Annotated in this window: 9 protein-coding genes; all 9 read right to left on the bottom strand. The window is 39.2% G+C overall.

Annotated elements, in window-relative coordinates; translation table 11 throughout:
* Positions 1 to 33: 33 nt before the first annotated feature.
* Complete coding sequence (locus tag R2S57_RS04005; protein ID WP_316843819.1) at positions 34 to 1,422, bottom strand: prolyl oligopeptidase family serine peptidase; 1,389 nt, start codon at positions 1,420 to 1,422, stop codon at positions 34 to 36.
* 43 nt (positions 1,423 to 1,465) lie between these two features.
* Positions 1,466 to 2,995 carry a sulfatase gene (locus R2S57_RS04000; protein ID WP_316843818.1) on the bottom strand — a complete coding sequence of 510 codons (1,530 nt, stop codon included), beginning with the start codon at positions 2,993 to 2,995 and terminating at the stop codon, positions 1,466 to 1,468.
* 7 nt (positions 2,996 to 3,002) lie between these two features.
* A complete protein-coding gene (locus R2S57_RS03995; RefSeq protein WP_316843817.1) occupies positions 3,003 to 4,418 on the bottom strand; it encodes an alpha-L-fucosidase in 1,416 nt (471 codons plus the stop codon).
* 125 nt (positions 4,419 to 4,543) lie between these two features.
* Positions 4,544 to 6,040, bottom strand: a complete 1,497-nt coding sequence (locus R2S57_RS03990) for an RICIN domain-containing protein (protein ID WP_316843816.1) — start codon at positions 6,038 to 6,040, stop codon at positions 4,544 to 4,546.
* 197 nt (positions 6,041 to 6,237) lie between these two features.
* Positions 6,238 to 8,268 carry a glycoside hydrolase family 2 protein gene (locus tag R2S57_RS03985; RefSeq protein WP_316843815.1) on the bottom strand — a complete coding sequence of 677 codons (2,031 nt, stop codon included), beginning with the start codon at positions 8,266 to 8,268 and terminating at the stop codon, positions 6,238 to 6,240.
* Between the two features lie 272 nt (positions 8,269 to 8,540).
* Positions 8,541 to 8,996, bottom strand: coding sequence for a DUF5018-related domain-containing protein (locus tag R2S57_RS03980; RefSeq protein WP_108199935.1), 456 nt, complete (start codon positions 8,994 to 8,996; stop codon positions 8,541 to 8,543).
* 17 nt (positions 8,997 to 9,013) lie between these two features.
* On the bottom strand, positions 9,014 to 10,912 hold the full coding sequence (locus R2S57_RS03975) for a RagB/SusD family nutrient uptake outer membrane protein (protein ID WP_316843814.1): 1,899 nt from the start codon (positions 10,910 to 10,912) through the stop codon (positions 9,014 to 9,016).
* 45 nt (positions 10,913 to 10,957) lie between these two features.
* Positions 10,958 to 14,527, bottom strand: a complete 3,570-nt coding sequence (locus R2S57_RS03970; RefSeq protein WP_316843813.1) for a SusC/RagA family TonB-linked outer membrane protein — start codon at positions 14,525 to 14,527, stop codon at positions 10,958 to 10,960.
* 131 nt (positions 14,528 to 14,658) lie between these two features.
* Entirely contained in the window at positions 14,659 to 15,780 is a 1,122-nt protein-coding gene (locus R2S57_RS03965) for a FecR family protein (protein WP_316843812.1), read from the bottom strand.
* Positions 15,781 to 16,005: the final 225 nt, after the last annotated feature.

The following is a 16,005-nucleotide window of genomic DNA, read 5'->3' as shown; positions in this document are numbered from 1 at the left end:
TGTTTTATATAAATTCTAAGTTCAGCCTACTGATTATTTACCCCCGTTGAATACTTTTTGAAAAAATTCGTATGCACTTTCCATCACAACCATATCCATATAAAAAACATGGCCTTTACCTTCTTTTATTTCCAATTCAGTTAATATTCCGTTTTCTTTGTAACGCTTGAACATATCTACCGGCTCTTCAACGGCCACTGTGTTATCTGCACTTCCATGAATAAATAACATTGGAGCATCATCAGGGCTAACATGTTTGTATGGAGAAATCTTATCAAACCAATCAGGCAAAATATCTCCATTTCCTATCGGCCAGGTTTTTCTGCCGGTTAAAGTTGGCGTAGCAAATCCAGCAGCTGCCTGTATCTTACTTGAGAATTTCAGGTTATCGCCATCTCCTTCTAGCTTAGGGTCGTTACCCGAAGTGGCTAAAATAGCCGCTAAATGTGCGCCTGCAGAGGCACCGCAAGCACCTATTTTATTGGTATCGATATTAAATTTTTGAGCGTTGGCCTTTACCCACCGAACCGCAGCCTTTGCATCATAAACAGATTGCAAGGGTGTAACAGCATCAATCATCCGGTAATCGATATTAATTGCCGCATATCCTTTTGCTGCAAGATACCGAGCATGTGCCTCAAACCAAGCGCGCTTGTGTACTGCCCATCCGCCATCGTGCATAAATACAACACACGGAATAGCTTTGCCTGCTACGCTTTTAGGTAAGAAGAGATCGAGTTTCTGGCTATAACCATTAGGTGTGGTGTAAGCAATATTGCGGTATGCTGTAGAAGCGGGAATCATTTTGTCCATATTTACCGGACTGGCATCCGTAATGAGTTCGAAACCCAATGTACGGGCCGCTTTTGCAAATTGTTCCTGATGGTTATTTAGCAAATTTTGTGCCTTACAATAATCTAAAAACACTTTTAAAGCTTTATCAGGATTTTGTACATGTGGGTTTTCAAAATACACGTCTTTAACAAAAGTCAACCGAGCCTGGTAATAAGCAGGTGTGAGTTTTATAACCGCCTGTTTTTCGGCTTGTAAAAAATGAGCATAGGGTTCAATTTGCTTTATTTTTTTGATTAACAATTTATGAAGATCATTCGAATCGGGGGATAATTTAACATTAACAAGCTGCTGGTTATTTAGCTGTAATGTTTGGTCCAGGTACCCTTTGGCAGAAATCTGAATATTGGCATTTGCATCAACATCCATTTCAAACCTGCCATCAGCATCGGTAGTGGCTTTTTTGCCTGTTTGTTTTTCTTTGATTTGCACACCTTGTAAAACCTCCCTGTTATCTTTTATGGTGCCTGCTAATTTTATCGTCTGACCAAATGCTGTCAAGCTATAAATAATAGATAAGCAAGTTACCGTTGTCGTAAAAAAAACCTTATAACTGAAACAATTTTCCATCTGTCTATTTTTTTATTAGTGATGAAGCCATCATAAAATTAAATTATTGTTGTGTGCTTGCAGGCCAGGCCACAGGTTGTTGATTTGTTTTATAAACCGGCATTGGTGCATTCCAAGTTTTAAGCTGATTTCCTAAAATTTGTTCCAATTCATTTGTTTTCTGCAGATTTTTTGTCGCCAAATCTTTGGTTTCGCCAATATCATCCTTTAAATTATAGAGTTCCTTTTTCCCATTTCGCAGGTTGTATACTAATTTCCAATCGCCTTTGCGGATAGCACTAAAATAGTTAATGCCTACTTCTTTGGCATTGTTCCATTTGTTTGGATAATGCCAAATCAAACTTCTATTATTATCTACAAATGCAGGGTTTTTCAGCACTTGCGTAAAACTTTTACCATCTATTTGCTGTACCGTCTTATATTTTTTCACACCCGCTAATTCCAACAAGGTTGGAAAAAAATCTTCGATGATAACATACTGATTAGTCACTGTTGCAGGTTTAATCAATGCAGGATATTTAACAATCATGGGTTCGCGGATCCCCCCCTCGTAAACAGAACCTTTACCTGCTTTTAAGGGTAGATTCTGCGTATGTTCTGCACCTCCCCTTTCGCTGGCTAAACTTAGTCCTCCGTTATCACTCATAAAAATAATTAATGTATTTTTTTCTACTCCTTTTTTCTTCAGGAAATCCATAATATCACCCAAACTTTTATCCATGCCTTCAACTAAACTTGCATACATGGCTTCAGTACTATCAATACCTGCATCGAGGTATTTCTGTAAAAATCTTTTATCACCCTGAATAGGGACATGCACGGCATAATGCGCCATATTTAAGAAAAAAGGTTGCTTATTTTTAATAGGTGCATCGAGCGTTTTTAATGCCTCTAAGGTTAAGGCCTCAGTTAAAAAAGTTTCACTGCCAAAATATTCTTCCATATCAGGTACAGCCCTTGGTGTAGCTTTACCCGTAATATTGCCATAATTTTCTTTCGGTAAATAGCTTTGTGGATTGCCTGCCGCATGACCAGCAATGTTTACCATAAAGCCCATGTTGTATGGGTTTGCCCCTGGAGTACCTGCAGCAGCCCAATGCGCCTTACCTACATGGATGGTAAAGTATCCGGCATCTTTTAACAACTGTGGAAAAGGCGTGGCATGCAAAGTATTGGGCACACCCGCCACAGGGCTTAGTCCGTTAATATTCCATTTTGTAGGCAAAAACTGTCCGTCGACAGCATCAGTGTTTTTGTCTTTTTCGGTATTAGTCCAATTGGTAATACCTGCATGCGCCGGATTTACCCCTGTAAGCATAGCCACCCTGCTTGGTGTACAAACAGGTGCAGCATAAGCATTGGTAAATTTCATTCCCTCTTTAGCCATACGTTCCATATTGGGCGTATGGTAAATTTTGTTTAGGGCTGTTGCTTTATTCCAAAATGGCAGTGAGGTATCTTGCCAGCCCATATCATCAACCAAAAACACAATGATATTTGGGCGTTGCGTTTGGGCCTTAACACTTATTATGGTGAGTACTGAAAAAACAAAAAGGGCTAATATTGACTTCATTTTATGTTTAATTACGGATGGCATTTTCTGATTGAACATGATATATTTTAAAGAAATCGATTATTGGCTCATCAATAGTTTGGTCAACTACCAAACGTAGCTGCTTTGTTGTTACTGTTTTAAATGTCTGTATCCTTTTATTTCCAATTGATTCGCCTTCGCAAAGCGTTTGCCATTTATTACCTAATTTTGCCTCAACTTTATATTTTCTAATCCGCTCGCCTTTAACAATATCTTCGCCGATTGCCACTTGATTTATGTTTTCGGTTTTGGTTAAATTAATGGTGATTATTTTGCCTTTTCCTTGTGCAGCAGCTAATGGTTTAGCAAAACGTTTGTCTATCTCGTTACCAAATTCGGCTAAACGCTGTACATCGCCCTTTGGCAATAGGCCTGTATTATCAGGGGTTAAGCCTAAAATCAGGGTAGCATTCCGGCCAACAGATTTATAGTACATATCGACCAGATTTTCTAGTGGAAAAACAGTTCCTTCATCTCCTGGTTCCCAAAACCATTCGTGTCTGTTATTATTACCGCGCAAAGGGGCATCTGCCATGGCAGGCATCCAATATTTCCCATTAGGATCGCCATGTTTTAATAGGGCATAATTATTAGCTGAAATGGCCTTACTTGCACTTTCACCTGCTCCGGTTGATGGATAAGGGAAAGTTGCCCAGCATGGATAACCAATGGTACCACTTTCTGATCCTCCCCAGCGCGCTTCGGCCAATTGTTCGTTATGGTAAAACAATGCTTTGGGCTGGTATTTTTTTACAATAGGTAATACATCTGGCGCACCTTTTTCTGGGCTGCTTGCGCCTCCATCGAACCAGATTTCGAACAAGTCGCCGTATTTGGTACACAGTTCTTTTACCATACCTTCGACCATTTTGTTATAATATTTTTGCCTTTCCTGTTGTATAACTCCGGCTCCGGTTACTTTAAAATCGTGTACCCCGAAAAAAGAATTCCAACGAATGCCCAGATATATCCCTGGCTTTACGCCATGCTTACGGCAGGCATCAACAAAGTCTTTTACCAGATCGGCTTTCCCATCACGCCACTTTAAAGCCTTTAAACAGTAAGGATTATAATCTGATTGGAATATAGCGAAACCTGTTTCATGGGTCGCGGTTAGAATAGCAAACTTAGCACCTGCAGCCTTTGCAGATAGTACCCATTGTTCTACATCCAAATGCTCGGGATTGAAAATGTTATAGTCATAAACGGGTGTATTTCTGTTGATATCCTGAACATATTTTGTGGTATCGAATATGTGCAAATCGTAATGAAACACTACACCAAGCTCTGCTTTTTGCCAGGCCAACTGCTGTACGTTTGGTAATGGTTTATTTACTGTTTGGGCAAAACCTCTTTGACAAAAACACAAAGTAATGAGCAAAGAAAAAAAGTATTTAGGCATTTAATTTCTTATAATATTTATGAATATGCTGTAGAATAACATACTAAAGATGAATATCTTCTCTCACCTTTAGTATGTTTTATTTAATTTATTATCTGGTAAGCATCTCGGCTTGTCTTACGATATCAATGCCTTTTAATGATAAATTGTTGGTTATCCCCATTACCATCTGGCCATTGTACAATTTTTGTACCTGGCGTTGTAGAAGCACCAAATACAGAGGCTAACCTATTACTAGCTACATTTACCACTTTATAATACCCTAAAGCATTAGGCACTAATCTATAACGTTGGTTACCTCCACCATGCCAGGTGTTCTGAATAAATTGTACACCTTGGCCACTAGCGGTTTCATCAACCTCATCTAACACTTTACCGCTATTTTTATTGGTAATTTTAAATTCATTGTTGGTTGCCGCAAGAAACCACTTTTGATTGTTGGCGTTTGTCCAGGTATTTTGTTGCACACCTGCCCCACTGTTTAAAGATGCCCCTGCGACCTCCATAGGCAAATTGCTATTTTTGGCCGTAAACGAATAATCGACCAATGGATTGAAACCTGCCATAGCGGGACTACCCGCACAAAAGTTCATCAATTTTAGCAATGACGATTCATCATCTTTCGGATCATGCATCATTTGCCAGATCATCATGCCGCCTACACCTTGCTGCAAGCAGTAAGCCACTTTTTGCCTTAATACCGGATGCCCATCATACCACCATGATTTTGTAGCATTGGCGTATTGATAATTGAGGGCATAAGCCTTAGGATATTGGCTTAAAATACTTTTGATAGAAACTTGTGTAATCACTGTATTTCCTTCATATTGATAAGCATAGCCAGGTACACCCAGATTTATTTTAGCAGCAGGAAGTTTACTACTAAAGATCCCAAAATCATATTGAAATTGCGCGAATGACGAGTGTGGCCCCGCAACGCCAGATTGATAATCATAAATCATAGCATTGAGATAATCTAGTTTTGCATAAGCGGCGGTAGTAACCTGATTGGCTTGATAACGCGCAATGGCAATTGACACCAGTTTGGAATAACTGTGGATAGAATCAGCCAATTGTATTAGAAATGCGTTGTAATTAGCTGGATTATTGCTGATACGGGCGCCTTCTAGATCGACATCAATACCATCAAAGTTGTAGTTGTTTAACACGTCCATCATGTTTTTTATTACTTGTGTACGATTGGCTGGAGTGATCAGGTTGTCCCAATAGGCAGGCCCACCCCCTCCGCCAATGGAGTAATGCACTCTTACACCTTGCAGATGCGCTTTTGGCACGGCGTCAATTATATCCTGCCTTACGTTAAAGTTGCCATTTACATCGGGGTTAACAAATGAAATGCAAAGATCTGTTAATTGTGTTAGGTTAATCGAATCGAGGTATTGAGCATAGGAGGTTCCCCAGGTTTCCATATATCCATACATCCTGAGGTTGGTTTGCAAACCCACCGGATGGCCAACAAAACTTTTAGCACCCTTTTGCTTAAACGTTGACGCCTGATCATTGAATTCTTCGAGGTTTGCATTCTTTTTACAAGAAACAATAACGATAGCCAGCAAAACAAATGCAAGCACTTTAAAGCTCATTTTTTTTTGATTTTTCATTCTTCTAGGTTTTAGGTTAATTATTATTTAAATCAATTGTTAAATTGACTGTGGTTCATTGTTAATAATCCCTTTCTCTTGTAACCGTAAGTTAAATCAGATACTATAATTTTATTTAATCTCGTTATTCTACTTTTAGATTAAACTTACCATGATTGTGCGGTTATCATTTTTTGCCATTTTGTAAAGCGTTTCATTTATAACTCTTGTTGGCTTGCCACATAACCATTTGGTCTTACTACTGTGATTACTGCTTTTCCTTCATAATCTTTTTCGAGTTTCATTTTAATTTCCTGTCCCGGATTTAACGTTGGCAAGTCTTGAGGTTTTTGAGTGATCCAATTATCCGTTCTGCTCGATACATAAATTTTATAGCCCTTAACAATGTGTTGCGGCAAACCGATGCTACCAAAAATAGTTACGGGTATAGGTGCTTTTTTTTCTGGATTTAATACGTTGGCTACCTGTACCTCAAGGGGAGAAGATAATTCCCGCAACACTTTCATTGATGGTTTGGCTTTGCCATACATATCATACACGCCGTGAATTCTTCTCTTAAATTTGGTAGTATCGCTAGTACCTGGATAATGGGTGCGATAGTCAGTTAAGTCGAAATAGATTGCACCTTGTACAAAGGCTTTACTTTCGAAAACAGCCATATGGTACACCAGGTCGTTAATCCGGCGTTCATCGCCACCTTTAAAATTGGGCTCGCATAAACCGAATTCAGAAATGATAAGCGGTTTATCAGGGTAGCTCATATGGATGCTATCGAGGTAGTTGCTAATTTTAGCTATGGGTACTTGCCACCAACTGCCACCATATTCGTTCATCATCAGATAATCGCCCTGACTAGCTCCATCGGGCACGAAGTTTTTATGGTTAATAAAACTGCTGGTTAAGGTATTGCTTACATAGGCTTTCATCCGTGTTTTATCCAGATCGGCAGTCCGTTTCATTAAACCGGCAATCATTTCCTTAACATCGGCATCTCTACCTCTTAACTCGTTACCAACTGCCCAAGAAAATATACTGCTGTGGTTATAAAAATTGTTTACCATGCGCTCGAGTTGTTGTAGCGCAATTTTATTAACATCGGCACTGGCAGGCGTTTCTGGTCCCCAAAGTGGAATCTCTTGTTGTACCAGAATACCATTCCGGTCGCAGAAATCGTAAAACAACTCATCTTGCTGAAAATGCATACGGGTAAAAATGCTATTTACTGCTTTCAGCATTTTGCAGTGTTTAATGATGATAGAATCGGGTTCTGCAAAGCCGTAATTAGGATCTGAACCAGCGGTCCACTCTGTTCCCATTAATTTTACCGGTTCGCCATTTAAAAAGATCTGACCTTCTTTCATCTGCAGATCCTTAAAGCCAATGCTTGTGGTCACTTCATCAACAGCTTTATTCCCGAGCATTACTTTTACCTGTACTTTGTAGAGGTTTGGGAAATCGAAGTGCCAAGGATTCACCTTTGCTAAATCGACTTCAGTTATAGCCTCATTACCTTGCCAGCTTGGTTTTAAAATTTTGCTAAATACCGTGTTATGGGTAGTTTGATTATCCTCGGTTATTTTTACCTCGTACTGCAGATTACCAGCTGGTTTATCGAAACCCAGTTTTATTTTAAGGTGACCGTTGTTATTTGTTAAATCTAATTTTGGTTCTACATGAATGTAATTGGCAGTAGGTTTTCCACTTACAATCAGGGCAACCTTTCTAATGATACCACCGTCATTTGCCCAATCGAAAGAGTTACTGAAAGGCACTTTTTTTTCACTATAGTCATTATTTACGGCTACGGTAATCACATTAGACTTACCATAATTTATTTCCCCATTAAGGTTAACCTTGATCTGGTTAAAACCATCGCCAATGTTTTCGGCAATTTGTTTGCCGTTGACATAAATTTTCGAAGTGTGGTTAATGGCGCCAAACTGCAGTATTACATTTTTGTTTTTCCAGTTGGCAGGTACTTTTAAAGTATAACTGTACCAGCCCCATCCATAATGGTTTTGCGTGGCCGTTTCTACATTCCAGGTGTGTGGTAAATTCACCGATATTGCCTCGGGTAAATCTTTTGTGCTCCAGTTTTGTGTAATGCCAACTCCTTTTAAGTCAACAGCAAATTTCCAATTGGTATTAATCGGGATGGTATCGCGTTGAGCAAAAAGTTTAAGGTTCAAAAAAATAGCAGTAAATAATAAAATAAACTTTATTTTCATTTGTGTTTAAGTGTCTAATTTTCAGCAATAATTTTATTTCCCAATAGAGTTAAAGGGTATAAAAAGTCACTATCAAGTGCGTATAATTGTTACAATAAAAATTATTTCTCTGGATCTTCTATATTTCAGGTAGTTGACAGATTTAGATGGTTAGCGGTTGGATTGGGCAGTTCAATGACAAGCGGGACGAAATTGACCCCGATTTTGACACTTCAGAAAACAGAAGCTAACCAAAACGGCAAGTTATTTACCGCTCTGGTTAGCTTATCGCATTATGGTGTGATTGAGAAAGTTAAAGTCCAATCTCTCGTAGTTCCATTTGCCGAAAATAAACGGTACGTATAAGGACCTTTTGAAAAATCGCCAATTAAACCTGCTATTGGTGCACCATTAATGGGTTCAACACGTTGCGCATCGGTATTTATGGCAATACCAATTTTAGTTAAATCGGTTAAGTCGGCCCCGGTTGCTTTGGCCAAAACAATGTTTATCTTTTTGTTTGCATTATCTATGCTTTGGGTATTGGTGACGGTTAGTTTTTGATAACCGGTTACCTGCTCACCGTAATTTAAATTAGATTTCACCTCCTTGTAATAAAAAGTGTTAATCGAATTTACAAAGGCCTTATCGCCGTAAACCGAGTAATCGGGTTCTATACGGGCTTTGGTACAGGCGAAGCAAAAAAGTACCAGAGTTAGCTGTACTGCTATAAAAATTCTACTTTTCATAATTCAAATGTTTAAAATTATCTCCAACCTGGATTTTGTGTTAATACTACGTTTTCAGCTTTATACAATTGGATCTGAGACAAGGGAACAAAAGTTAAATAATCTCTTGAGGGATCGATAAAAAAGCCTTGTGCTCCTTGTTGAAACTGTGAGGATTTAAAATAAGGATTAATGCGCCCCGTGTTGGCAAAAGCCGCTACGTTCGCGTTACCGCCACTGGTATTTAAGAGCGGAAAGGTTATTCCCCCAACATCAAATCCATCAGCTATTAATTTGGTCCGATCATTAAAATAGGTTAAAAATTCCTGTAATTGTGCTCCTCTTGGCGTATAACCATTCACCACTTTTTCATATACCGACCAACGTTTAAGGTCATCCAATCTAAAGCCCTCTAATGCAAGCTCTACTGTTCTTTCGCGACGGATTTCGTTTACAATATTTGATTCTGAAGGAGAGAAACCTAATTCTTCTTTATAAGCTGACAAAGGAAAGCCAGCAACGGTGGCCAAATTCATATTAGCCATGCCAACCCTACTCCTAATCACATTAACAGTCTTGTCCAGATCAGCTTGAGTGATGGTGCCCAAAATTGCTTTTGCCTCTGCCAGGTTCAATAAACCCTCTTCGTAACGGATAAAAATTTCATCTACATCACGTCCGGCCAGTACTGAAGTTAAAACCGCACCTTTCCAGTTTCTGTAACCCGTAGAGATAAAGTTTGTCCCGATAGAAAGTACAGGTGCAATAACCGGATACCGGAGGTTAAGTGAGAATTGGTCACGACCTGGGATTTTAGCTGCTGGTCCACGATCTGGGGTCCATATGGTTTGTCTAAATCTAGGATCTAAATTTGTGGATAATGTATTTAGTTCACCGTAACTATTGGGTACCACCTGTGGACTTCCATCCTTATTCAGATACTGATCTACTAAATGATCGGTTATTGAGGCTGCATTATCAATCACCTTCACATAAAAGTTATGAGAAAATGTTGTTTTAGTAGGGTCGTACACACGGTACCAAAAAACGCCGTCCACATTCGATAAGTCGTTTTGAGCAAATAACTGGTTATAAGGTTCGGTTCCGGTTCTAAAGATTCGGGTTCCCTGAGTGGCAATTAGCTGTTGCATTGCAGGCTCTACCATTTCCAAAAATTCGCGACCATCTTTACCGGCAACGGCAAATGGACTTCCTTTTTTTCCATGATAATACTCCCATGTGCCCTCGTATAACGCTACACGCGATTTGAGCACAATAGCAGATTCTTTATTCACCCTGCCTGCCGCTGCTTCGCCCTGGCCCTTAGCATATAAACCTGCAATGGCAAGATCAAGATCTTTAATGATCTGTTTAGCAACATCGTACCTCGAGTTACGCGGTGTATATAACTGGCCATTATCATCATAGGCAATCAGATCAGTTACGATTGGTAAATCGCCATATTGTTTCAATAAAGTAAAGTAATCTAAAGCCCTAAAAAAATAAGCCTCACTAAGGTAATGAGCTGATGCCGGGGTTTTCTCTACTTTCGGTAAGGCATAATGCAACAGATAGTTATCTTGTCTGATACGTGAATAACCAGTTGCCCAGGCATCACCTCCGCCACCATTACCGGCAACGCCAGTAGCGCTTACCTGATTTAAAGACCCTGTAATTACATTTGAATTGATAAGTACATCTGATTGTAAATCAAGCAGTACATTATTAACATTCGTTTGTGCATTGTAAACGGGCAATCTGCTTTCGTACATGGAATTTAAGTAGATTCTTAAATCAGATGCACTGTTAAAAAAGTTTTCGGGCACTACTCTATCTGGAGGAGTGGTATCTAAAAAGTTTTTTTTACAAGCTGTAAATAATGCCAAAATAATTACGGCAATGTATATTTCGCAGTTGTTTATATATTTTGTTTTCATCTTCGATATCATTTTGTTATGATCAAATATTTATAGGTGAAAGCACTAAAGTGAAATATTTAAACCAAATGCATAGGTGCGCATTGGTGGATAGCCACTTCCGTTAGCCGCTGGGTTTGCCACTACATTAAGCAATGCAGGATCGTACTTTACATATGCTTTATTGTAAATAAAGCCCAGGTTTTCGCCAGTAACGAATATGCTCACTTTTTGCAGGTTTACTTTATCCAGCCATTTTTTTGGCAAACTATAACCCAAAGTGATGTTACGGATTCTTAAATGCGCTAAATTTAACAGGTATTGATCGTTGGCTGCAGGTAAACTTGGAGTAATAGATGGAAAAAACGCATCTTTATTACCAGGAGTCCAATAACCTAAAGAAGCACTTTCTTTGTAAAACGGAGAAAAGAACTGGTTACCGTTTGTGCCAAATACATATTCGCTTGAAACATATTGTTTCCATTGCATAACCCCTTCCAATATAGCCGATAGGCTAATGTTGCGCCATGAAACAGATGGCAAAATAGAAAAGCTTTTTCGCGGGTAATTGAAACCTGCAGTTTTTTGATCACCTAGGTCAAACCAGCCATTTCCCGAATCAATTACACCATCGCCATTGCTATCTCTATAAGTTAAATATCCTGGATAGTTAAAACCGTTGTTTAACACTCGACTATTTAAATCAGCTGTATTTTGTACTATGCCGTTACTTGCATATACATAGTTCTGGCCAAATTTCATTCCTGGGAACCATTGATCGGTTGTGCCGGTACCATTGTTGGCATATTTAACTACATAACCCACATAATCGCTTATCAAAAAGGACAAGCCATAATCAAAGCTCTCGCCAGCTAATTTAAAGTTATCTCTCCAACCAATGTTCAGCTCCCATCCACGCGTTTCGGTAACCGAGTTGTTGGTAGATGGACCTCCAACACCTAGTGTTTGTGATAAAATTTTAGGTGGCCCGGCCTGATCATAAACAGTTCTCTGATACCAATCGGCTGTTAGCGTTAATCTGTTATTCAACCCGACAATGTCGATACCAAAATCTAACACCCTGGGCTTGGCCCATGTTAGGGTATTAATTACCAAGCCTCCGGGGTTAAGAAAAGGGTTTAAACTTCCGCCCAAAATAGTGGTTGTACTGGTACCAGAAGGTAAGGTTGGCAGGTAGGTATAATAATTATCCTGCCCAGCCGAAGCCAAATCTCCTGTTTTAGACCAGGAAACCCTTGGTTTAAGCTGGCTTACATAATTTTTGAACTTCCAGAAGCCCTCGTTCGCAATGTTCCAACCTGCCGAAATTGACGGGAAATAGCCCCACCTTGCGCCTGGTGCAAAACGTGAACTGGCATCGGCCCTGGCTGCAATTTTTAAGAGGTATTTTTCTTTATAATCGTAGGTAAACACGCCATAATAACCTAAGGTCGTCCAGTCATACTGCTGATCGCCTGCGGTATAAGGCCCTGCAGAGGTGTTAATCGATGCTGCTGTTTCCTGGGCATAAAGTCCCTTAGAAGTACCCGTTAAATTACCGAAGTTATTTTCTTCGGTCTGCGCCCCTACCTGTACGAAGAAATGATGGTTTTCTGCAATATTTTTAGTGTATTCCGCTGTTAAATTCCCAAATTTATAATCGTTTGCCCCGAAAACCTTTACAATTCCATTGCTGGCTGGTGATCTTAATCCTGGGACAATCAAACCTTTTGATAAAACATTTACAAGCTTGGTTACATTTTCATTTTGCGTGTTGCGGTTCCTGAAGCTATAGCTACCTGTAATTTTAAGTCCTTTAACCGGTCTTAAATTAAAACCTCCTGTAAAAGTCAGGTCATCTCCCTGACTGGCCACCTGGCCAGAGCGGAAATATTGTATATTATTTATCGAATTGTAATAATTTTCGTCATCTGGGTTTTTAAGTGGCACGTTAAGTGCCTCTCTTCCAACTGCAGAAAATAAAGTATAATAATCACTATTGTTCGCATTAACCATTGGGCCCAATGCACTTACCCGGGCATAATTCATACTGGCATCGAAATCAAGCCATGAAGTAGCTTTAAAATTAATTTTGGTTAAGGCATTATACCTTTTGTATTGATTGTCAACCAGCGCAAAAACACCTTCCGATTTATTATAGCCTAAACCTACATAGTATTTTACGCGATCAGATCCGCCTGAAAAACTCAGGTTCTGCTCGGTTGAGGGCACATTAGATTTAAAATAAGCATCCTGATAATTATCTGTACCAAAACTAGTATACCTGCCAAAACCAAAATTTGAAGTTGGATCAGGAAGAGAACCATTAATTACATACTTACGGTCTATCCCGGCAAATACCGGATTTTCATAATCGCCAGCTGCATGCGCTTTGATCCGCTGTAAAGTAAGATCAGAAAATAAGGCTACTCCTGTTCCATTTGGTGTAGAAAGGGCAAGTTGATTTTGAAAATTGGCCCAATCATAAGAATTTGGCAGCTCTGGAAGCATAGCAGCTGTGGTAAATTTATAATTCGAAGAATAATTTACAGCAACTTTACCCGCACTACCGCTTTTTGTGGTAATTAAAATAACGCCATATGGTGCTCTTGAACCATAAATAATACTTGCTGCGCCATCCTTTAATACAGAGATACTTTCCACGTCGTTTGGATTAACCTCCTGCATGGGTCTTTCAACACCATCAACTAATATTAAAGGTGCACCAGAGTTGGCCAGCTGCGTAAAGCCTCTAATATTTACAGACGGATTTGCTTCAGGGGCACCACTTGACATCCCGATGTTTAAACCGGGTGTTAACCCTTTTAAACCTTCAGCAATAGAACGGATTGGTCTATCTTGCAACTGTTTGGCATCTATAGAAGCTACCGCATCGGTAAGATTTTGTTTTTTCACCTTACCGTAAGCTGTTACCACGACATCACTTAAAGTTTCCTGGCTTGGTGAGAGTGCAATTGAAGTACCTATTACCGTACTGGCTAAAACTTCTTTGCTTTGGTAGCCAATAAAAGAAATCACTAAAATGGCATCCTTATCTTTTACATTAATGGTAAAATCGCCTGCTCCTGTTGAAGAAACCACATTTTTAGTTCCTTTTTCGGTAATACTGGCTCCAGGTACTGGCTGACCATTTTCATCAACAATTTTCCCACGGATATCAATTTTAATTGGAAAAACCATGAGGTTGTTTAAAAAGGTATTAATCTTTTTTTCCTTTATCATTACGGTTTTATCCGAAATTTCGTAAACCAATGACTGGCCTTCAAAGCAAAGCGCAAGTGCCTTATTGATATCGACATTGTTTAGCTTAACTGTTACTAGTTTAGCATTTTTAAAAGCCTGATCTGTGTAAATAAAATCGTAGCCGCTTTGCTTGCTAATGGATTTCAATACTTTTTGAAGCGTTTTCCCATTCTCGTTCAGCGTAATCTGGGCCTTGGTTGCAGCACTCAGCTGAAGCAGAAATGCTGTCATAATGAAGATAGTTAGTTTCATTACAAGTAGGATTTTATTTTTACCCGTGAAACGGTTGCTCTTTCCGAGCACCATATCAGAGAAAACTTGCAGGAGATGACCAACAATAGGTCTTTCCCCATCATTCTGGTTAATTTTCATTATTTTTGTTTGTTTGGTTCTTGTTGATCTGTTCGTTCGTAAAGATGTGCTATTGACAGTACCAAATACTAAGGCGGGAGTAGGTCGAAGCATTCCCGCTTTTTCTATTGTTACTGCCAGATGGGTAGAGTTTAAGGCATAACTACTATCCTCCTTCCTTCTAATGTTAAGTGAGCACCACCTGTATAGTTTATTTTGTTTAAAATTTTCGAAATGTCATCATCACGGTTCATTACGCCAGTAAATGTGGAAACCGGAGAATCACTTTTATACACCACCTCTACATTGTACCAGCGCGAAAGCTTACGCATTACACTGGTAATATCTTCTGAGTTGAAAATAAATTTGCCGTTCTTCCAGGCAATGGTTTCTTGTACATCAACCTGCTCAACCGAAATTTTACCTGTCGAACTTAGGCTTGCCTGCTCATCAGGTTTAAGAAGCGTAGCACGGTTTAACAGAACCGAACCTTCGAGCAAAGTGGTTTTGGTAATTGCCTCATCAGCATAAGCGTTAATGTTAAAATGCGTACCTAAAACCTCTACCTGTTGTTTACTGGTTTCTACTATAAAAGGATGCTTTTTATCTTTCGCCACCTCAAAATAAGCTTCCCCTTCAAGTTTTACATTCCGTATACCATCTTTAATCAATGTGGTAGCATAGGTTAAGCTCGATGCTGCATTTAACCAGATGTTGGTGCCATCTGGTAAACGCAATTGGTAAGTTTCGCCCTTATCGGTCGAAATTGTATTTATTTTATTGGCAGCACCTGTTTGGTTCTGAATCTCATATATTAGTTTGCCATCTGCAGTTTTACTAATTGCAACGCCTGCCTCATTAGCTAGCTCACCACTTGTTGCATCCGAGAGTGAAATTCTTTTCCCATTGGCCAGCGTTAGTGTTGCACTATATTTACCTGGTTTAACCATATCGCTTTTTACAACGGCGGCTAGCATTCGGCTTTTAGGTTTATTGGTAAAAAACAATAAGCCTGCTGTAACAATCACAACAATTGTTGCTGCAATTGCAGCCCACTTACTGTAATTTAAACGGACTGTTTTAACAGGATTCTTATTTTCTTGAACGTTCTTCCAAATCATAGCCTTTTCCATTTCCAGATCCTCATCTATAACTTCAGCACTATGTTCTGCTGCATAGCCATTGTACCAGGCTTCTACAATTGCACTTTCTTCTTCTGTGCATAAGCCTTGATGATATTTTTCCAGTAATGCTAATACCTTTTCGTTTTCCATTTTTTATAGGAGAGAGAGTACTCCCGTATATAGATAGGACACACAAGGGCTGCCTTGGTAGTACTTTCGATGAAAAAAAAATTAAATGGCTCTATTTTCGCTTATGAGACACCAACCAACAGGATAAATGCAGCTAATCATTTATCAGTTGAAGACTATTCTATAAATAAATAACTTTTATTTGGAGCACAAAAACAGTGCATAACATCCAGTTTGATCCCGTTT

This window comes from Pedobacter psychrodurus, assembly GCF_032678585.1.
Taxonomy (GTDB): Bacteria; Bacteroidota; Bacteroidia; order Sphingobacteriales; family Sphingobacteriaceae; genus Pedobacter; species Pedobacter psychrodurus_A.
The sequence above is the reverse complement of the archived record's forward strand: the minus strand, read 5'-3'. Positions and strand labels throughout refer to the sequence as shown.